Below are 20,269 nucleotides of genomic sequence, written 5' to 3' on the forward strand. Positions count from 1 at the left end.
CACTTTCCTCGAAAAACTGTCGGGCCATTCAACCCGATCTTCTGCAACAAAAACAGCAATCAAACGTGCAGACGCAAAAAAGCCGGGAATTTCCCGGCTGCCGCATCATACACACGTTTTCCCAAAGGATCACCCCGCCCGAGGTATTAGCCGCCGGGCGGAATGATTCAGGTCAACGTCGTATCAAGGCTTGGACTTTTCCAGGTAACGGAAGAAGTCGCTGCTTGGGTCGAGGACCAGGACGTCGGATTTGTTCGCGAAGCTTTCACGGTAGGCACGCAGGCTACGGTAGAAACCGTAGAACTCCTGATCCTGACCATAGGCCTTGGAGTAGATCGCAGCGGCCTGGGCGTCACCGTCACCGCGAATCTCTTCGGATTCACGATAGGCTTCAGCCAGCAGCACGCGGCGTTGACGATCGGCGTCGGCACGGATGCCTTCGGCCAGCTCGTTACCCTTGGCGCGGTGCTCGCGAGCTTCACGCTCACGCTCGGTGCTCATACGTTCGAACACACTGCGGTTCACTTCTTTCGGCAGGTCGATGGCCTTGACCCGGACATCGACGACTTCGATACCCAGCTCTTTTTCCGCCATCTTGTTCAGCGACGCGGTGATGTCAGCCATCAGCGCATCACGCTCACCCGACACGACTTCGTGCAGGGTGCGCTTACCGAACTGGTCACGCAGACCTGATTCCAGACGACGGGACAGACGCTCGTCGGCGATCTGCTTGAGGCCGGACGTTGCGGTGTAGAAGCGCTCGGCATCTTTCACGCGCCACTTGGCGTAGGCATCGACCATCACGGCTTTCTTTTCCAGCGTCAGGAAGCGTTGTGTCGGTGCATCCAGCGTCATCAGACGTGCGTCGAATTTACGCACCTGGTTAACGTAAGGAACCTTCACATGCAGACCCGGCTGAACGTCAGCCTGAACCACGCGACCGAATTGCAGCAACACCGCGCGCTCGGTTTGAGCAACGATGTAGAAGCAGTTCCAGCCAACCAGTACCACAACAACGCCAACGATCAGGGCGATCAGCGATTTATTGCTCATCAGCGGGTCTCCCTTGTACGCGACTGCGGCACGTCAGTGACATGCGGCGTGACGTCCGTGTTGTTGCTGGCGGCAGCCGAACCGGTGACCGGTGCATTACTGCCCGAACTGTTCTGAATCATCTTGTCCAGCGGCAGGTAAAGCAGGTTGCTCTGGCCGTTCTTGTTGCCGGTCACGAGTACCTTGCTGGTGCTGCTGAAGACTTCCTGCATGGTGTCCAGGTACAGACGCTGGCGAGTGACCTCGGGCGCCTTGCGATACTCGGCAACCAGTTTGGTGAAGCGATCCGCCTCACCCTTGGCGCGCGAGACCGTTTCGTCACGGTAACCGTTGGCATCTTCAAGGATGCGCTGGGCCTGACCACGGGCTTCCGGCACCACGCCGTTGGCGTAGGTTTCAGCCTGGTTGCGCGAACGCTGCTCGTCTTCACGGGCGCGGATCACGTCATCGAAGGCTTCCTGCACTTCACGCGGTGCCGCTGCGCTCTGTACGTTGACCTGGGTGACGGTGATACCGGTGCGATAGGTGTCGAGGAAACGTTGCAGACGTTCCTTGATCTCGCTGGCCATCAGCTCACGACCTTCGGTCAGCACCTGGTCCATCGCGGTGGAACCCACCACATGGCGCAGCGCACTGTCGGTCGCGTGTTGCAGGCTGATTTCCGGCTGGTCGACGTTCAGCACGAAGTCCTGCAGGTTGCTGATCTTGTACTGCACGGTCAGCGGCACTTCGACGATGTTCTCGTCTTCGGTCAGCATCTGGCCCTGCTTGGTGTAGGCACGCTCACGCGTGACGTTCTCCATGTACTTCTTGTCGATCGGCGGGAAGTAGATGTTCAGGCCGGGACCGACAGTCTCGTAGTACTTGCCGAAGCGCAGCACCACGGCTTGCTCCTGCTCGTCCACGACGTACACCGCGCTGTACAGCCAGACGGCCGCCAGCACGACAAGGCCGATGCCGAGCAGGCCGCCGAAGCCGCCGCTCTTGCCCGAGCCACCACCGTCGTCACCGCGTTTTTTTCCACCACCGAACAACCCGTTCAGGCTTTCCTGCAGCTTTCGGAAGGCCTCGTCGAGATCCGGCGGTCCCTTGCGGTCGCCGTTGTTGCGACGCTTGCCACCCCAAGGATCCTGATTGTTCGAGTTGCCACCCGGCTCATTCCAAGCCATAGCGCTCTCCATCTGATAAAGCAAAGACGCACCCACGGCGCGCCGACCAATGCTACAGAATGCCTGCCGTTGCGGCACAACCGCTTTGTCAGGCTTTTATTGCAAAGTGTGTTGCTCGATGAACTCCGTCGGCACAACGCCTTCACGACTGACCAGTCGATTGAGCTCCGAGCGTGGCAATCGAACGGCCAGCAAGCTGACCCCTTCTTCGTCGTGTTCTTCTTTCTGTACCGCGCCCAGTTCGAAGAACTGTGCACGCAGACGCGCGAACCGCTGAGGCAGGCGCAAGGTTCCCACGAACAGGTCACTGCCCAACAACTCGGCAATCGCCTGCTCGAGCAATTCCAGACCGGTGCCATCACGCGCCGACAGCCAGACCCGCTGGGGCTTGCCGTTTTCATCGCGCTGGATTTGTGGCTCAACGCCTTCAAGCAAATCGAGTTTGTTATAGACCTCGAGGATCGGCAAGTCCTGGGCACCGATCTCGCCCAGCACCACCATCACCTGCTCGATCTGCAACATGCGATCCGGTTCGGCCGCATCGATCACGTGCAACAGCAGGTCCGAGTTGCTCGACTCTTCGAGCGTAGACCGAAATGCCTCGACCAGTTTGTGCGGCAAGTGGCGGATGAAACCCACGGTGTCGGCCAGGACAATCGGCCCCAGGTCGTCCAGATCCAGACGGCGCAGGGTCGGGTCGAGCGTGGCGAACAGCTGGTCAGCCGCGTACACGTCGGACTTGGTCACGTTATTGAACAGCGTGGATTTACCGGCGTTGGTGTACCCCACCAGAGACACGGTAGGGATATCCGCACGCGAGCGGCCGCGACGCGACTGTTCGCGCTGGCTGCGCACCTTTTCCAGCCGGCCCTTGATCTGGCGCAGGCGAACCCGCAGCAGTCGCCGGTCGGTTTCGAGCTGGGTTTCACCCGGGCCGCGCATGCCGATACCGCCACCCTGACGCTCAAGGTGAGTCCAGCCGCGAACCAGCCGGGTGCTCATGTGGTCAAGCTGGGCCAGTTCTACCTGGAGCTTGCCCTCATGGGTACGGGCGCGTTGGGCGAAAATATCGAGAATCAGACCGGTACGGTCGATCACGCGACACTCGAAAACCCGTTCGAGGTTACGTTCCTGACTGGGCGTGAGGACGTGATTGAAGATCACCAGATCGGCTTCTTCGGCGTGGACCAGGTCGCGCAGTTCCTCGACCTTGCCGCTGCCAATCAGGTATTTGGCGGTTGGCCGATGACGCGGCACGTTAAAAAACGCAACGGTCTCGGCGCCAGCCGAATTTGCCAGTTCCTGAAACTCCTGCGGATCTTCGCGCGCCTCAGGGTCCTGTCCATCCAAGTGAACGAGGATGACTCGTTCACCACCACCGTGGCGCTCAAAGAACAAAGGAGACTCCTATCAGGCGTTACCTGGCTCAGCGTCACCTGCTTCGGATTCGGTTGCGCTTGGCAGACGAATTGGACGAACCGGCACGACTGTAGAGATAGCGTGTTTGTAAACCATCTGGCTGACGGTGTTCTTCAGCAGGATAACGAACTGGTCGAACGACTCGATCGTGCCTTGCAGTTTGATCCCGTTCACCAGGTAGATGGAAACCCCCACTTTCTCTTTACGTAAAGTATTCAAGTAAGGGTCTTGTAGCGAATGCCCTTTTGACATGTGCCGCACTCCTTTAAGGATTCAATATAAAAAATAGGTAAACAGATGGCTTTTGCCGCCACACCCCCAAGGATAGACGGCAATTGCAAGGACTCAGCTCAATATGGAGATCGTCCCAAGGTATTTCAAGGCGCGTGGCAGATTGTCGCAATCCAGACTGTCGAGCCAGTGTAAATCTTTCCAGCTGCGCAGCCAGGTGAACTGGCGTTTGGCCAATTGGCGCGTGGCGATGATGCCCCGTTCCTGCATCTCGGCCGACGTCAGCTTGCCATCCAGAAAGTCCCAGACCTGGCGGTAGCCTACCGCACGTATAGACGGCAACCCGGCATGCAGGTCACTTCTATTACGCAGGGCTACGACCTCGTCGATGAATCCCTGTTCCAGCATATTTGTGAATCTTTGTTTAATGCGCTCGTGCAGTACCTGCCGATTAGTTGGAGCAATCGCCAGGTTCGCGACAGTATAGGGCAATTGTTGCAGTCCCGATGCGGCCGCTTCGGTACTTTGTACAGATTGTTTCAGCCGCAGTTCAGTCATGCTCTGACCGCTGACCCGGTAAACTTCCAGCGCACGACTCAGTCGTTGCGGATCGTTCGGATGGATGCGTGCCGCCGACTCCGGATCGATGGCCGCCAGTTGATCGTGCAGGGCTTGCCAGCCAAGGCGTGCAGCCTCTTCTTCGATCTGCGCGCGAACCTCGGGATCGGCCGCCGGCATGTCCGCCAGACCTTCGATCAAAGCCTTGTAATAGAGCATCGTGCCGCCCACCAGCAGCGGAATTTTTCCGCGTGCGGTGATCTCGGCCATGGCCTCCAGCGCATCACGACGGAAATCCGCTGCCGAATACGCTTCGGCCGGGTCGAGAATGTCGATCAACCGGTGCGGAAACTCGGCCAGCAGTTCTTTGGACGGTTTGGCGGTGCCGATGTCCATGCCGCGATAGACCAGCGCCGAATCGACGCTGATCAGCTCGCACGGCAACACCTTGGTCAGCTCGATGGCCAGGTCGGTCTTGCCCGCAGCGGTCGGGCCCATCAGGAAAATCGCTGGAGGAAGCTGGCTCATCAACGACCGCGCAGGAACAGTTTGTCCAGATCGTCCAGGCCCAGTTGGGTCCAGGTCGGTCGGCCATGGTTGCATTGACCGCTGCGCTCGGTGTTTTCCATGTCACGCAGCAGGCCGTTCATTTCCGGCAGGGCCAGACGCCGGTTGGCGCGGATCGCGCCGTGGCAGGCCATGGTGCCGAGCAGTTCGTTCAGATGCGCCTGAATCCGGTCGCTGGTGCCGTATTCCATCAAGTCCGACAGCACATCGCCCACCAGACGGTTCGCTTCAGCCTGCTTGAGCAGGGCCGGGATCTGCCGGATCGCCAGGGTTTCCGGGCCAAGGCGCTGCAATTCAAAACCGAGGCGCTGGAACCACGCCGCATGCTCTTCGGCACAATCAGCCTCGCGCTGACTGACCGCCAGCGACTCCGGCACCAGCAGCGGCTGGCCGCTCAGGCCCTCGCTGGCCATGGCGATCTTCAGACGTTCGTACATAATCCGCTCGTGAGCGGCGTGCATGTCCACCAAAACCAGGCCTTGAGCGTTCTCGGACAGAATGTAGATGCCCTTGAGCTGCGCCAGCGCGTAACCCAGCGGCGGAATGTCTTCCTGACCGGCCGGCAGCGCATTGGCGTTGGCCTCTGGCAGCGGCGCGAAAAACTCGCGGTACGCAGCCTGCGCCTCGGCAACCGGCACGGCGGATTGCGGACGCGGCGTGTATTGATACTGATAAGCGCCGCCAGCGCTGGCACCCGACGAGGTATTGAACGCCGGTTGCGCCTGCGGTTGCTCCAGCAGCGCGTTGGCCGCCAGGCGCATTTCACCCTGCGGCCCGAATTCACCGGCTTCGAGGCCGGTCGGCCGAACGATCGCGGTGGTGACCGAACCGGCAAGCTGATCTTCCGGTCGTACATCGCCGAGAGCACGGTGCAAGGTGCCATACAGGAAGTCATGCACCATGCGCCCGTCACGGAAGCGCACTTCGTGTTTGGTCGGGTGCACGTTAACGTCGACCGCTGCCGGATCGACCTCGAAAAACAGTGCGAACGTCGGATGCCGGCCATTGAACAGCACATCGCGATAAGCCTGACGCACCGCGTGAGCCACCAGTTTGTCGCGCACCGCACGGCCGTTGACGAAGAAATACTGCAAGTCCGCCTGACTGCGGTTGAAGGTCGGCAGACCGACCCAGCCCCACAGGTGCAAACCGTTGCGTTCGATTTCGATCGGCAGCGCCTGCTCCAGGAAACCCGAACCGCAGATTGCCGCCACGCGTCGGGCGCGGGCCGCGTCATCGTGGGCTTCGTGCAGGCTGAGGATGGTCTTGCCGTTGTGGCGCAAATGGAACGCCACGTCAAAACGCGCCAGCGCCAGACGCTTGATCACTTCTTGCAGGTGATCGAATTCGGTTTTTTCGGTCTTGAGGAATTTGCGTCGCGCCGGGGTGTTGAAGAACAGGTCACGGACTTCCACCGAAGTGCCGACCGGGTGCGCCGCCGGCTGCACGCGGGGCGCCATGTCGCGGCCTTCGGTCTCGACCTGCCAGGCTTGATCGGCATCGCGGGTGCGGGAAGTCAGGGTCAGGCGTGCCACGGAGCTGATCGACGCCAACGCCTCGCCCCGGAAGCCCAGGCTCATTACCTGCTCAAGGTCTTCCAGGTTGCGGATCTTGCTGGTGGCGTGACGGGCCAGGGCCAGCGGCAGGTCATCGGCGGAAATGCCGCTGCCGTCGTCACGCACTCGCAGCAATTTGACGCCGCCCTGTTCGACATCGACGTCGATACGCCTGGCACCGGAGTCGAGGCTGTTTTCCAGCAGCTCCTTGATCACCGAGGCCGGGCGTTCGACCACCTCACCAGCGGCGATCTGGTTCGCCAGCCGCGGGCTGAGCAGTTCGATGCGGGCAGCGTTCAGGACCTGATTCATTCTTTGGACGCCAGTTCGGTGCCGGGAATGGTCAGGTGCTGACCGACTTTCAGATCATCGCTTTTCAGATTGTTGGCGCTGCGCAGCGTGGCCGGCGAGATCTGATACCGCACGGCAATCATCGCCACGGTTTCACCCGGACCTACCCGGTGATCACGCGGCCCCTGAGCGATCTTGCCCGAATCACGCAGCCAGGCAATGTAAGTGCCCGGTGGCGGATTCTGCTGGAAGAACTGGCGCACGCCGCTGCTGATCGAACGCGCCAGCGCCTGCTGGTGGCTCGCTGCCGAGAGCTTGTTCGCTTCGTTGGCGTTGGAGATGAAGCCGGTTTCCACCAGGATCGACGGAATGTCCGGCGACTTCAGCACCATGAAACCGGCCTGCTCCACGCGCTGTTTGTGCAGCGGTGTGACCCGGCCAATATTGGTCAGGACTTTCTGGCCGACGTTGAGGCTGGAAGTCAGCGAGGCGGTCATCGACAGGTCGAGCAGAACGCCGGCCAGCATCCGGTCCTTGTCATCAAGACTGACGTTGCCGGCACCGCCGATCAGGTCGGAACGGTTTTCGCTGTCGGCCAGCCAACGGGCGGTTTCCGAAGTGGCGCCACGGTCGGACAGGGCAAACACCGACGCACCAAACGCGGCGGCAGACGGCGCGGCGTCGGCGTGGATCGAGACGAACAGGTCGGCGCCTTTCTTGCGGGCGATTTCGGTACGGCCGCGCAGCGGGATGAAGTAGTCGCCGGTACGGGTCAGTTCGGCGCGGAAGCCTTTCATGCCGTTGACCTGACGCTGCAACTCGCGGGCGATCTGCAGTACCACGTCTTTCTCGCGCTGACCGCGCGAACCGGACGCACCCGGGTCTTCGCCACCATGGCCGGCGTCGATGACCACGATAATGTCGCGCTTGCCGGCCGGGGCCGGTGGCAGTTTGATCGCAGGCTCGGCCGGCGTGACCGGCACCGCAGGAACGGTCGCAACCGTCGGGGTCGGGGCAGGTGTGGGTGGCGGAGCGGCGTCAGCCGGGTTGTCGAACAGGTCGACCACCAGACGGTTGCCATATTGCGCATTCGGCGCCAGCGAGAAGCTTTTCGGGGTAACCGCTTTTTTCAGGTCGATGACCACCCGCAGGTCGGTCGGCGTGCGCTGGGCCGAGCGCATGGCGGTGATCGGCGTGTTGGCAGTCTGCACATTCAGCGGCGCGCCGAGGGTGGCGCCGTTGATGTCGATCACCAGACGATCCGGTGCGGTCAGCGTAAAGACGCTGTGCTGCACCGGGCCTGTCAGGTCGAACACCAGTCGCGTGTTGTCCGGCGCCCGCCACAGGCGCACGCTGTTGACCTTCGTCTCGGCCACAGCGTTGACGGTTACTGCCATCAACATCAGTCCAGCGGCAGCCACCAACGCGCGAAAGCGCATACCTAACCCCATCATTCAATTGGTTTCCAATGCCAAAGCGGCACACCAGGCCTCGCCGCGCGAGCCCTGGGATAAAATGGTCAGCGAACGTCCGCTGTCTTGCGGGCTAATGGTAATGGTCAGGTCAGGCTTTGGCAAAAAGCCTGCACCTTTATCGGGCCATTCGATCAGGCACAGGGCGTCGTCTTCGAAATAGTCGCGGATCCCGAGAAACTCCAGCTCTTCCGGATCGACCAGACGATACAGGTCGAAGTGAAACGCCCGGACTTCACCGATCTCGTAGGGCTCGACCAGCGTGAAGGTCGGGCTTTTCACCGCCCCGACGTGCCCCAGACCGCGAATGATGCCCCGCGACAGCGTGGTTTTGCCCATCCCGAGGTTGCCTTCGAGAAAGATCAGGCCATGGCCCTGTGTGATACGGGCGATGCGTGCGCCAAAGTCGCTCATGGCCTGTTCATCGGCCAGGTACAGGGTTACTTCAGACACGGTGCATGCTCCTCCAACAACTGACGAATGGCTGGAATCAGATCACTGGCCGCCAGCCCACGGCCGAATTTACCTTGTTGCAGACCCGCGTTGGCGTGCAGCCAGACCGCCAGACACGCCGCGTCGAACGCATTCATGCCCTGGGCCAGCAGCGCGCCGACCAGACCGGCCAATACATCGCCGAGACCGGCGGTGGCCATGGCCGGATGGCCTTGATGACACAGCGCCAGACGACCATCGGGATGAGCAATCAGACTGCCTGCGCCTTTGAGCACCACCACCGCTGTATATTTTTTGCTCAACGCCAGCGCCGCCGCCGGACGATCGGCCTGCACCTCGGCGGTACTGATCCCCAGCAGCCGCGCCGCCTCACCCGGATGCGGCGTGATCACGCAATCCTTGGGCAGGCTGACGAAACCGCAGGCCAGCAGGTTCAGTGCATCGGCATCCCACACCTGCGGCAGCGAGGCATTGGCAGCAGCCGACAACAGCGCCCGCCCCCAACTCGCCTGCCCAAGCCCCGGCCCGACCACCAGCACGGACACCTTTTCCAGCAGCCCCATCAATTGATTGGCCGAAGAAGTGCCCAGCGCCATGGCTTCCGGCACCCGGCTCAATGCCGCCGGCACATGTTCCGGGCGAGTCGCCAGCGACACCATTCCAGCCCCACTGCGTAACGCGCTTTCAGTACTGAGAAGAATCGCCCCGCCAAAGCCGTGATCGCCGCCGATCAGCAGCACATGGCCGAAACGCCCCTTGTGCGCAGCCGGCGCACGGGCCGCCGGACGCGGCAGGTTAACCGCGTTGAGCCGTTGAGCGGCGGCAGGAATGTCACTGAAGTTTTCGGCAGAGGCCTGCAGATCGTTAAACAGCAGTTCGCCGACATGATCCGCCGCCGCGCCCGTGAACAGCCCGAGTTTCAGGCCGATGAAAGTCACGGTGAGGTCAGCGCGCACCGCATCACCCAGCGCATGGCCGGTATCAGCGCACAATCCGGAAGGGATATCGACCGCCACCACCGGCAGTCCGCTGGCATTGATCGCCGCAATCGCAGCGGTGTAGGGCTCACGCACTTCGCCGCTCAGGCCGGTGCCGAGCAACGCGTCAACGACGATGCCGTGCAATTCGCAGGACAGATCCCACGGGGCAATCGAGACGCCGTCGGCCACGGCTTCGGCGTGCGCCACGGCAGCATCGCCCTTCAGACGCTGCGGGTCGCCGACAGCCACCACCTGAACCTGCCAACCCGCCCGATGCGCGAGCGCCGCCACCAGATAACCATCGCCGGCGTTGTTGCCGTGCCCGGCCAGCACCGTCATTTCATTCGCGGCCGGCCATTGGCGTACCAGTGCGCGCCACGTGGCATGGGCGGCACGCCGCATCAATTCGAAGCCCGGCGTGCCGGCGGCGATCAGCCGTGCATCGAGCTCGCGCACCTGCGCGGCACGGTACAGCGCGTCGGGTAATTGATCTTTAGTGTGCGGCATGCGTCTTCGGGCTCCGTTGTCTGGCAGAATTATACGCACCTCAGCTCCGGTTTCTCTCGCCTCATGTCCGCCATCACCACAGATCTGCCAGCCCTCGCCCAATCCATCAAGGACTGGGGCCGCGAGCTGGGCTTCCAGCAAGTCGGCATCAGCGGTCTGGACCTGGCCGAGCACGAGCAGCACCTGCAACGCTGGCTCGAGGCCGGCTACCACGGCGAAATGGAGTACATGGGCGCCCACGGCAGCAAACGCTCGCACCCCGAAGAGCTGGTGCCGGGCACCTTGCGCGTAGTGTCGCTGCGCATGGACTACCTGCCGGGCGACACGCAAATGGCGCAATTGCTGGCCAAACCGGAAAAGGCCTACATCTCGCGTTATGCCTTGGGCCGCGATTATCACAAGTTGATCCGTAAACGCGTTCAACAACTGGCGGACAGGATTCAATCCGAGATCGGTCCGTTCGGCTTCCGCGCCTTCGTCGACAGCGCACCGGTGCTGGAAAAGGCCATTGCCGAACAGGCCGGCCTGGGCTGGATCGGCAAAAACACCCTGGTGCTGAACCGCAAGGCCGGCAGTTATTTCTTTCTCAGCGAACTGTTCGTCGACCTGCCCCTGCCGGTGGATGAACCCCACAGCACCGAACATTGCGGACGCTGCACCGCGTGCCTCGACATCTGCCCGACCAACGCTTTTGTCGGCCCGTATGTGCTGGACGCGCGACGCTGCATTTCCTACCTGACCATCGAGCTGAAAAACGCCATCCCCGAAGACCTGCGGCCACTGATCGGCAATCGGGTGTTCGGCTGCGACGATTGCCAGATCTGCTGCCCGTGGAACCGTTTCGCCCGCCCGTCCGGCGAAAGCGATTTCAAGCCACGGCACAATCTGGACAATGCCGAACTGGCCGAACTGTTCTTGTGGGATGAAGACAAATTCCTCAGCAGCACCGAGGGTTCGCCGCTGCGCCGCGCGGGTTACGAGCGCTGGCTGCGCAATCTGGCGGTGGGATTGGGAAATGCGCCTTCAACGATTCCGGTGCTGGAAGCGTTGAAGGCGCGACGGGATCATCCGTCAGAGTTGGTCAGGGAGCATGTGGAGTGGGCGCTGCGTCAGCACTCGACATGAAATCATCTCCGTCTCGGCAACTGATCTTGCTGATGGACGAAAACAATGATCTGCGAGCCCGCGCTGAAGGCGGGGCCAATCTGGACCTCACCATTTCGGCTCGTGATTTCCGATCTGCTTGATGATGATTTGCTTGGTGTTGTCATTGACCAGGAAGAAAGCCCGGTGCTCATACGTCAAACGTATGTGCGCATGCATGAAGTCCTTATGCACGCCTTTTGGATCGAAGCTTTTGTAATTCGGGTAGTTCTCGTACAAGGCTGTCGGGAATACCTTGGCGGCCTCTCGAGGGTGGGTATTGTGTCCAGTAATTTCCGCCTTGTATTCCGCGTACTTCGCCCTCTGAGCGTTGCCGCGCCTGCCAGCCTCGATGTAGTCGTGCGCGCCGATATCTTCAACCACGGTCCAGTTTGCCGGCGGCTCGACTCGAGCGGCGGCACCTGCGGCCTTGTTCTTGAACGGCATACCGAACGTCGCGTATTCCATTTCGACGATCCTGGCCGGCGGCTCGTCGACCACGTCGGCCAATTTCAGAAGGTAGGGGCGTGGCCTGATGCTTTGCGCGACAGCCTGTCGAACGGCAAGAACCCCCGCTGCGGCCGACGCGATGCCAAGGCCAAGGCTGATCCAGCCAAGTATTGCCCCGACTTGAGACTGAGGCGCCAGCTCATTCGCCAATTCACTGCCGATGCCAGCCACTCCCGACGCGATGCCCAAACCCATGGCAAACAGTGCCAGAGGCGTAGCCGCGCCCAAGGTCACAATGCTGGCAGCAATCCCGATAACCCCCAGCGCAATCCCGGCAATCGACTGCCAGGAAACATGCCCCGTGGGGTCAACACGATTGACCGGATCGCCAATGCAGTAAGCGTATGTATTCAAACCGCCCGCACCGAACGGACTCATGCTGTCGGGGCTGGTGAACCGCATCAGGGTCGGGCTGTAGGCCCGGTAGCCGTTGCCCAGCAGATACAGGCCAGTGACCGCATCCAGTTGCTCACCGTTGAAGCCCGCCAGGCTGAAGAACCCGCCTTCGGCCTGGCGATGACCATAGGGGCTGTAAGCGTTGTCCTCCCACTGCTCGCCATGTAGTTGAGTCAACACACTTTGCTGCTGATCCGTACCGAAGATCCGGCTGCCTGCATCGGCGCCTGATTGTTGCTGCCCCAACACCAACCCGCCGTTGCGCACAATACTGCGTGAATCCTTGTCGCGGATTTCGCTGCTGACACTGGCGTTGTGATAATAGCGCTGCACATCCAGCATCCGAGGCTGCGAAAGCTCGACCAGCCGGTCAAAGCCGTCGTAGTGGTAACCACGTACCACCTCGCCTCGTGCATTGCTCACCTGAATCAGGCGTCCGAAGGCGTCATATGCCAAGGTGCGCGCCTGATCATCCTTGATCATCCGGCCGTCGGCGTCGTACTCCAGGGTGACAGGCGCGGGATAGTCGGCATGGGAGTGAGTAACCCCGACGAGCTGCGCCGGATCAATCTGGCTGAAACTGAAGGTCGTTACGTTGATCCCCTGCGGGAAGGTGGTTTGCAGGGAAAGAATGTTGTCCAGCGCATCGAAGGTGAATTTTTGCTGAACGATCTCTTTGCCATAAGGATCCTTCGGCCGCTGGCTGCCGGCGCAGTCGTACTGACTGAGTCGACCACGCACGTCATAAGTGAATCGTTCGTCGCGCAACACGAAAGTGCCACGCTTCAAAACTTTCTGCGCCAGTTTGCCGCCCATGGTGTAGCTGGAGGTCAGTGTCTGGGTGGGGAGACCCTTGGCCTCGTAACTGCGGGTCACTTCACGCCCGATATCATCGTAGGCCAGGCGGGTCGTCAACAGGCGACCGGATGAGGTATCGCGTGTTTCGATTTTTTCCAGCAAACCGCGCTTGTCATAGAAAAAACCAGCCTGCACCGAACCCTGCCTGAAAGAGGTTCTGCGCCCCCAAGTGTCGTACTCGGTCGTGTGCTTTGTGCCCAGCACATCCACGTACGTCAGAGGCAGGCCTGCGAAAGAATAGGTATGGGAAACGGTCTTGCGTTGTTCGCCATATCGGGTGGTTTCGGACTTCAGCCGCCCGGAAGGAAAGTATTCGAAATGACGCTCGCGACCTTGTTCGATGCAGCTTTTGGTTTTCCCGTTCAGGCCATCGTAGGTGAAGCGGGTGACCAAACCTTCGTCGTCGCCCTTGTTCACGGCCTTTCGCTCGGTCAACTGCCCCCCATGTTCAGGCGCATGCACGAATTCGGTCTTCTGACCTGCGGGGTTCGTGTGTGATTTGGGCTGACTGCGGCCAGCCTCGTAACGGATGACCGACTTACGCCCACCCACCGAACTCTCGATCACACGGTTCAAACCATCGAACGTCTGCTGGCCCAGTTGCAGGCCGGCCACTTTGATTTCCACCGGCAGCTCATCGGTGCTGTGGGCTGCAAACGTAGTTTCCACGGCATGGCCATCCGGCAGAATAGTGCGAACCATACGGTCGAACACGTCGTATTCATAACGGGTGGTGTTGCCCGCCGGATCGGTCTGACTGAGTGTTCGGCCCAGCCCGTCATATTCATTGACCGTTTTACCCAGGCTCAGGTCTTTCAGATCGAAGATCTCGACGCTGTCAGGCTTGCCGAAAGCGTTGACGACAGTGACGGTTTTACCCAGGCCCTGCTGCCAGCTCTTTTGCTGGCGGCTGATCGGGTCAAACTCACTGTGCTCGACTCGCCCATCGCCATGGCGGGTCTCCTTGACCTGCCCCCAGTCATCGTAAAGAAATTCCGATTTGACCTCCCGCACAAGCCCTTCCCCCCAGTCGCGGTGGGTGACCTCAAAAGGCCGCCCCGTGCTGTCATGAACGGCGGTATAGATTGCGCGCATCGGAAACTGGCCCTGGGAGTCCGGATTGTCACAATCTTTTTCCTGAACCTCGGTGATACGCCCCAGTGCGTCGTAGGTAATTTTTTGCATACCGCCTGACGAATCTGACGTGATCACCGTCGCCGGCTCGTTCCCCTTGGCGGCCTCATAACGCCAATGAGTAGAGGAGGTATGCGCCGTACCGGGCGCGAGGGTCTTGCGCAGACGTCGGCCAAGCTTGTCGTATTCGAATTCGGTTACACCTTCGTCAGCATCGCGCTCGGAGATCATCAGTCCGCTCAAGGTCGAGAGCGTATGTTCGGTCGAGCTTGTCGTACCGTCAAAACCGTGCACGGTTTTCTTCAGCACCCGCGTGGTGGCGTCGGGTACGTACGAGTATTCGATACGTGTGACCTTGGCATTGCGGGTGACGCTTTGCTGTTGCAAGAGGCTGTGCGTGGCAGGGTTTTCGGGCGTGTTCACGTAGGTCAAATCAACCTTTGAACGCAGAATCTCCCCCCCGTCTACCCGCTCGAAAAAACTTTCCTGGACGGGTACAACACTGGCCAGCGTTGCGCCTTCAAGGGCGGGGTGAAGCCCATAGCGATAGCGTGTAACGGTGGAAGCACCACCGCCATCTGCTGGCACCACGGTTTTACTTTTCAAAAAACGGATAAAGCCCAAAGGATCTTTCGGGCAATCCACTGACTCGATGTCTGGATAATATTCGTACTGCGTGGTTACGCCGTTGGCCTGCACCTGCTTCACCAGGTTGCCGGCAGAATCGAACTCAGTGGTGGATACTTCAGTACGTTTGTTCTTGGTGGCGCTATTTTCGTAACTGCGAGTCTGAGCTTTCGGCATCTGAAATTGCGCCGGCTGCTCAGTAAACGGCTTATTGACGTCACCATGGTACTCGGTAGAAACCGAAGCCACCGACTCACCACTGATGGTCACTTCAGAAACCAACAGGTGAAATTTGTTGTAAGTACGGTTGATCCGGGTATGCGTTTTCTCTCCCACAATCAATCGCTCGGTGGAACTGTACTGATAGCTCCCGGGTGCGCGATAAAGCGGGTCACCGTCATCAACGGGATCTGACGGTACGCCATGACCCAAGTAATTGTGGTCTGAATATGCGTAGGTCTTGACGACTTTCGGCTGCCCCTGCCTGGCGAAAATGTCGTGGGCTATCACATAGGGCAGACTCTGTACGCCCTCAAGCGTGGGAAGCAGATGTCCGACCTGCTTGTAGCGAATGATTTCCACCGCGCCGAGTGGCGAATCCACTCGCCTCAGATAGCTGATGCCATCAATGACTTCGTACTGCAGATCCCAGCCCCTGCCGACCGGCAAACCTATAGCAGTGACTCGATCGTTCTTGAACGTCATCGAGAACTCGGCACTGGATGGCGTGCCCGGATTCTGAGTCATCGTGAGCCGACCAGCCGTACGGCTGACGTTGAGCAGAACTCTTTTTGCATCCGCGATTTCAATCAGCATGGGTTGCTCATTGAACGTTGTGTACTTCAAGTTGATGCTTGCCCCGTTCGCCGCAAAGATTCGCACGGGCACTGCGACATTGGTGGCACCGTGGACTTTAAGCTCCTCCCGCCGACCATCCTTGTAACGGACTTCATAAAGTCCGGTGCCGACCTTCAGGACTTTGGCACTCTCAAGTTTCATTTCCCTGAACAACAGAGCATTGCTGGTTTCAGAAGCTTTATAGGTTTCACCGGTGGCCAATGTCATGACCTTGCTGCGCAAGTCATATCGACTGGAGGATAACGACCATCCGGTACCATAGCCGGCGTTACGTGTATTGAGTGGATTGAAGCCCAATGCAAGATTGAATGAGGGCCCATTGAGATCTGCAGACCGAACAGTTCCAAGTTTCAAGGCACAGGTATATATGCCTGTTCGGGGATCAACTCCCCCGGAAACAAAATCACTAAAATTGAAGGCATTAGAGCTCACGAAATCGGAGGCTTGATAACTCATGAAATAATATCCAGAAACCTGCAAAGTAAAATATGAAAACGAGAGCTCTGCTGACTTGATCGAGCGAGCAAGGAAAGCAATGAGCCCTCAAAACCCGCATCAACTTATTTTATAAGTGCGATTGGCAATATCAGGACTGATACGAATTATGTGTTCTGTACCGAACTCATCAAAAACGTGCAAATCCACTTGCCCCGTTCGTTCAGGCTTATTGGGATGTTCAGCTGTCAAATAGCTGATTATCGATATTGTTCCAGGATCTTGAGATACGGTTCGAAAGCCTTGAGAGGTTCGTGCCGTCACTTGCGCACCATAAATCGGAGCAATGTAGCCGACATAGCTTTTCAGCCCGCTCGAGACCTTTGTGGCATCACCAGAAGAGAAGAATTCGGTTGCAAACTCTGCATCATATTTAACCTGCAGACTTTTCCAATCAAGCAGATTGATCTGCCGTCCTTCGCCGTACAAGACCAGGCTGTACTGCTCTACCTTTTCAAAGAGGCTGGGTGAATCGAGGACTCTGGTCCTGTTCAGCATGAAATTTGAAACCGGATACAGCTTGGGTGCAATCGCCTGCAGCGAAACGCTGCTGTCATGGCCTTCAAACCCATTGCTACGATATTTTTTACCTTCCAGGGTGATTTCAGCGGCAATCTGGATCGAGCCCGGGCGGCGGCAAGTCACCCAGAACTCGAAAACCTGAATACTTTCCGATGGATCGGAAAGTCGATTACCCACCGCCGGTACCAACGGCATAACGCGAGCAGTCCCTCCTGCAATGTCGTGGGCATAACGGTTTTCTTGTGCGTCGACGTTCCAGTCGCCGCCAAGCGGAGCAGAGGTGTTATAGCTGATCAACTTCAGCGTCTCCAGAGCGGGATGCCCGTGGAGCGAAACTTCCTCTGCTTGAGCGTTTTCTCCCGAAACCAGCACCAGCACCCGCACCTGCATGCGGCCGTTGGCATAAAGTACTTTTTGACGTTCAGTGGACGACTCGAACTTTACCTCGAGGCGTTGAATATTCAGATCATTCTCAAACATATTAACTTTCTCCGAAAAAAACTGGACAAGCGCCTTATTGCGCAGACCAATTAGTACATTTCCGAGAGATAAAAAAACAGAAGCACCCCATATCAAAATGTGATCAAACGAGAATAGATATTAAAAAACAGAAACCCTGAAAAATTAAGAACACCTGAAAACTCACAAACACCAGTCAAAGCACGCCAGCCCTTCCTAAACCAACTTCCCGGACAACACCAAAATCATCAATCAAGTTACATTTATTCACCCACAAAAAAGCCACCTTCACGCACTCGCCAGAAAACGAGGGAACAGGTGGCCAAAACAAAAAACTACCGCCAGGTAAAAACTCACATCACTCGTGATTACCCAAAACTGCCATCAATCGCTTTCAGACTCCACACCACTATCAGAAGAGTCGGAAAGATCTGAAATATCATCAAACACAGGCTCTCGGACTCTGATATCGATCTTGCTATCCATACTCGCATTCTGAAGATATTCGTTGATACGAGATCTTGCAGACTCCCCAAGTGGATTGTCGATGAGATTGATAAACAAATTCTGCGTATCCGGTATTTCAAAAAGCTCCTCGCTGACATCGACAATATTGTTATCGTGCAAATCAAGCAGCTTCAGGCTTTCCAGATGCTCCACGCCGGAAGGAACCCGAACAAGGCCGGAACCACTCAAGTACACCTCTTTCAACTGGCGCATGAATCCCAGATGCGGAACAACACCCAGCGGATTATCGTCAAGTCTCAACAGCGTCAGGGTTTCAATTCTCGCCAATCCTTCCGCTTCGTTGTCAGTCAGTCGAAGTGAGCAATCCCTCAAGACCAGATGCCGCAGGTTGCGCATCTGAAAAATACCCGGGGCGAATTCCTCCATCCGCACCTTTTCAAGGATCAGATAGCGAACGTTGGGAAAGCTGTCGAGCAACTTGCCCAGTTTCACATTCGGGTTGCGGGCCTCCAGTACCAACTCTGTCACGTACTCAAATCTGGCGGCGATATGCGGCAGTTCGCCGGTGAAATCGATGAACGCCGAAAAGCTTTCACCACCGCAGTCATAGGGTGTTATCTGCTTTCGCTGCCAGATGGCCTGCAGGTTTTCACTGAACTGTTGGCGCAACTGAAGTTGATCGGTCAGAACTTCGGGTCTCCATTGCAGGCCCTCTCCAGGAGGAGGGGCTACTTCGGCGCACCATACTTTCAAATCCTGGCACAATGTCGCGAACTCTTTTTCCAGTCGGGTCAGTACTCCGTTGGGATCACTCTTCAAACGCTCGTTGATAAACGTCGTCCGCTCCCCGTCCGATAGCTGCGGATAAAGATCACGTACGCGATCCGCAACCGTCCTTGTCATTGCCGGGTCGTTTTCGCCCCCCCCTCGCAACCCTCCCGTTTGCCTGTATTGCACGGCGGTGGGATCGGCAGAAACCGGAAGCGGCGCCAGCCCCAGCGCTTCGCTCACGACCTGGCGCGGTGGCAACGGTTGTGCACGAATCAGATGTTGCAGCGCTTGCCCTCCTCCATCCATCACACCGAGCGCCTGGCGCTGCTCGGGCAGTAACAGTCCCCAGACTGTCGAATACAGATCGCCCTCGGCTTTTGACGACAAGCCCTCGGGGCTGTGGACGACATAGCCTGCTTCCTGCCGAACAAGGATGTAATTGAATGGTGCGCCGGTACCGGCCTCCACCAAACCCTGGCGAATCCCGATACAAACGTTTTGCGGCCATCGCGCAAGTCGCCCGATCATATGCAACGCCAGTCGGTCGCTGTCCAGGCTGGATACCGAATCCAGATACAAACCTTCACAGGCTCTGGCGAGACGAAAATCGCGCAGCGCCACCAGCGCGTCTTCTGCCATTCGCCGCGGTATTCCCGGTTTGTTGTGCATGTGCAGACGATCGCCAGCGCTTGCATGGCTCCACAATGCCTGGGCCAATGCTTTGGGCAGGTCAGGAAAAATCCGCCGCATCTGCAACGTATTTTCTTCACAGTCGAGTTCGAACGCACGCTCATGTTCCTCAAAGAGTGCCGTGCGGTCCCGGTAAGCATGGCGTGCGCCAGGATTGCCTTCGCGCAATGGTAGAAGAGCCTGCAGTTGCGGATCGATCCGGGCACGCTCCAACGGATCGGGATGTTGCATTTGGGTGGTGAGCGCCTGGATTTTCTGATCGAGGCTGAAGCGCCTGGCGGTGTCATGCAACAAGGCAAGTGACCAGGGATACATGCGGGGATCGCGCGTCAGCGCTTCATTCATGCCACTTGCTGCAAGGATGCGTGCAATCGTGACATCGAAAAAGTCGTCGGCTGGATGCCCCATGGAGCGCAGCAAATCTGCCGTTCGCCCCCGCAGCACTCCGAGCCTGGCCAGGTGACTGCGCGAATCGCTGCTGTCTAGCGGGAGCCAGAACCTGCCCTCGCTGTCCGGTTTCAACAGCGGGCCGGAAGGGTTGAGTTCCCTGGCCAGGGTGGCGCGAAAAAGGCCACTTTCGGCATCGAGCACCACTTGCACGAAATGGGCATCATCGACAGCGACATACTGACGCTGCTTGAACGTCCGGATGCCCTGCGCATCAGCTTCGCCGAGGTTTTTGGGTGTGGGTATCCGGTAATCTGCCAGCGAGGACGTCACGGCAAGCGCCGCAAACTCGTCGATCACGGAAAACATCGGGCTCGCACTCAAACCGACCGCGTGCGTCAGTGCGCTCAAGTCTGGTGGCCGGATGCCAGGTTGCAACGGTTCCAGACGATGCGACAGAGGTAGATGCGGCATGGATGGAACGGAGGGAGGTGACCGATACGAGCCAACAGTGCTGGAGTCGGGTGTTTTGTCTGAAACAGGTACAGGTTTGACCTTTGGCGGTTTGCCAGCCATGTATGCTCATCCTTGACGTGAAGTTGCGTTGACCCCGCATCACTGAAGGGTCAACGCCGCAAAGAGGTAAAAGCACTTCTGATGCGATTACCGGGGAATTGAACATCACAGTTTATTGG

13 protein-coding genes are annotated in these 20,269 nt (G+C 58.6%); 1 reads left to right on the top strand and 12 read right to left on the bottom strand.

Translation table 11 applies throughout. The features are described from left to right. Window positions 1-183: 183 nt before the first annotated feature. The 9 genes from hflC to M5G18_RS23455 all read right to left on the bottom strand — a co-directional run bounded on the left by hflC (window position 184) and on the right by M5G18_RS23455 (window position 10,256). On the bottom strand, window positions 184-1,053 hold the full coding sequence (gene hflC, locus M5G18_RS23415; RefSeq protein WP_007950723.1) for a protease modulator HflC: 870 nt from the start codon (window positions 1,051-1,053) through the stop codon (window positions 184-186). Next, window positions 1,053-2,222, bottom strand: a complete 1,170-nt coding sequence (gene hflK / locus M5G18_RS23420; protein WP_039766653.1) for an FtsH protease activity modulator HflK — start codon at window positions 2,220-2,222, stop codon at window positions 1,053-1,055. The genes hflC and hflK overlap by 1 nt, the downstream gene beginning before the upstream one ends. A 96-nt stretch (window positions 2,223-2,318) precedes the next feature. Then, window positions 2,319-3,620 carry a ribosome rescue GTPase HflX gene (hflX, locus tag M5G18_RS23425; protein WP_007950725.1) on the bottom strand — a complete coding sequence of 434 codons (1,302 nt, stop codon included), beginning with the start codon at window positions 3,618-3,620 and terminating at the stop codon, window positions 2,319-2,321. 12 nt (window positions 3,621-3,632) lie between these two features. Continuing rightward, entirely contained in the window at window positions 3,633-3,893 is a 261-nt protein-coding gene (gene hfq, locus M5G18_RS23430) for an RNA chaperone Hfq (protein WP_007902656.1), read from the bottom strand. A gap of 93 nt (window positions 3,894-3,986) precedes the next feature. Next, complete coding sequence (gene miaA, locus M5G18_RS23435; protein WP_011332183.1) at window positions 3,987-4,958, bottom strand: tRNA (adenosine(37)-N6)-dimethylallyltransferase MiaA; 972 nt, start codon at window positions 4,956-4,958, stop codon at window positions 3,987-3,989. Then, window positions 4,958-6,865, bottom strand: a complete 1,908-nt coding sequence (gene mutL, locus M5G18_RS23440) for a DNA mismatch repair endonuclease MutL (RefSeq protein WP_273897054.1) — start codon at window positions 6,863-6,865, stop codon at window positions 4,958-4,960. Before mutL ends, miaA begins: the two co-directional genes overlap by 1 nt. Next, window positions 6,862-8,247, bottom strand: a complete 1,386-nt coding sequence (locus tag M5G18_RS23445; protein ID WP_371857334.1) for an N-acetylmuramoyl-L-alanine amidase — start codon at window positions 8,245-8,247, stop codon at window positions 6,862-6,864. The genes mutL and M5G18_RS23445 overlap by 4 nt, the downstream gene beginning before the upstream one ends. A gap of 51 nt (window positions 8,248-8,298) precedes the next feature. After that, complete coding sequence (tsaE, locus tag M5G18_RS23450; RefSeq protein ID WP_273897053.1) at window positions 8,299-8,769, bottom strand: tRNA (adenosine(37)-N6)-threonylcarbamoyltransferase complex ATPase subunit type 1 TsaE; 471 nt, start codon at window positions 8,767-8,769, stop codon at window positions 8,299-8,301. After that, window positions 8,757-10,256: an NAD(P)H-hydrate dehydratase gene (locus M5G18_RS23455; protein ID WP_273897052.1), complete on the bottom strand. Its 1,500-nt coding sequence runs from the start codon at window positions 10,254-10,256 to the stop codon at window positions 8,757-8,759. The genes tsaE and M5G18_RS23455 overlap by 13 nt, the downstream gene beginning before the upstream one ends. 63 nt (window positions 10,257-10,319) lie before the next feature. Between M5G18_RS23455 and queG the strand changes: the two genes are divergently transcribed. After that, complete coding sequence (gene queG / locus M5G18_RS23460) at window positions 10,320-11,381, top strand: tRNA epoxyqueuosine(34) reductase QueG (RefSeq protein ID WP_273897051.1); 1,062 nt, start codon at window positions 10,320-10,322, stop codon at window positions 11,379-11,381. Between the two features lie 87 nt (window positions 11,382-11,468). Here the strand turns inward: queG and M5G18_RS23465 are convergent, their stop codons facing one another. The 3 genes from M5G18_RS23465 to M5G18_RS23475 all read right to left on the bottom strand — a co-directional run bounded on the left by M5G18_RS23465 (window position 11,469) and on the right by M5G18_RS23475 (window position 20,150). Further along, window positions 11,469-16,238, bottom strand: coding sequence for an RHS repeat domain-containing protein (locus M5G18_RS23465; protein ID WP_273897050.1), 4,770 nt, complete (start codon window positions 16,236-16,238; stop codon window positions 11,469-11,471). Between the two features lie 99 nt (window positions 16,239-16,337). After that, the gene (locus tag M5G18_RS23470; protein ID WP_273897049.1) at window positions 16,338-17,279 is read right to left on the bottom strand and encodes a hypothetical protein; all 942 of its coding nucleotides are present in this window, start codon (window positions 17,277-17,279) and stop codon (window positions 16,338-16,340) included. A gap of 363 nt (window positions 17,280-17,642) precedes the next feature. Continuing rightward, window positions 17,643-20,150 (bottom strand): leucine-rich repeat domain-containing protein, encoded by a 2,508-nt coding sequence (locus M5G18_RS23475; RefSeq protein ID WP_273897048.1) that lies wholly within the window; start codon window positions 20,148-20,150, stop codon window positions 17,643-17,645. Window positions 20,151-20,269: the final 119 nt, after the last annotated feature.

The organism is Pseudomonas aphyarum (assembly GCF_028657055.1).
Lineage (GTDB): Bacteria > Pseudomonadota > Gammaproteobacteria > Pseudomonadales > Pseudomonadaceae > Aquipseudomonas > Aquipseudomonas aphyarum.

What these genes read in the sequence shown, in the direction of transcription:
- hflC (WP_007950723.1), bottom strand. Translation starts at nt 1,053, where the DNA reads ATGAGCAATAAATCGCTGATCGCCCTGATCGTTGGCGTTGTTGTGGTA.
- hflK (WP_039766653.1), bottom strand. Translation starts at nt 2,222, where the DNA reads ATGGCTTGGAATGAGCCGGGTGGCAACTCGAACAATCAGGATCCTTGG.
- hfq (WP_007902656.1), bottom strand. Translation starts at nt 3,893, where the DNA reads ATGTCAAAAGGGCATTCGCTACAAGACCCTTACTTGAATACTTTACGT.
- miaA (WP_011332183.1), bottom strand. Translation starts at nt 4,958, where the DNA reads ATGAGCCAGCTTCCTCCAGCGATTTTCCTGATGGGCCCGACCGCTGCG.
- mutL (WP_273897054.1), bottom strand. Translation starts at nt 6,865, where the DNA reads ATGAATCAGGTCCTGAACGCTGCCCGCATCGAACTGCTCAGCCCGCGG.
- M5G18_RS23445 (WP_371857334.1), bottom strand. Translation starts at nt 8,247, where the DNA reads ATGTTGATGGCAGTAACCGTCAACGCTGTGGCCGAGACGAAGGTCAAC.
- M5G18_RS23455 (WP_273897052.1), bottom strand. Translation starts at nt 10,256, where the DNA reads ATGCCGCACACTAAAGATCAATTACCCGACGCGCTGTACCGTGCCGCG.
- queG (WP_273897051.1), top strand. Translation starts at nt 10,320, where the DNA reads ATGTCCGCCATCACCACAGATCTGCCAGCCCTCGCCCAATCCATCAAG.
- M5G18_RS23465 (WP_273897050.1), bottom strand. Translation starts at nt 16,238, where the DNA reads ATGAGTTATCAAGCCTCCGATTTCGTGAGCTCTAATGCCTTCAATTTT.
- M5G18_RS23470 (WP_273897049.1), bottom strand. Translation starts at nt 17,279, where the DNA reads ATGTTTGAGAATGATCTGAATATTCAACGCCTCGAGGTAAAGTTCGAG.
- M5G18_RS23475 (WP_273897048.1), bottom strand. Translation starts at nt 20,150, where the DNA reads ATGGCTGGCAAACCGCCAAAGGTCAAACCTGTACCTGTTTCAGACAAA.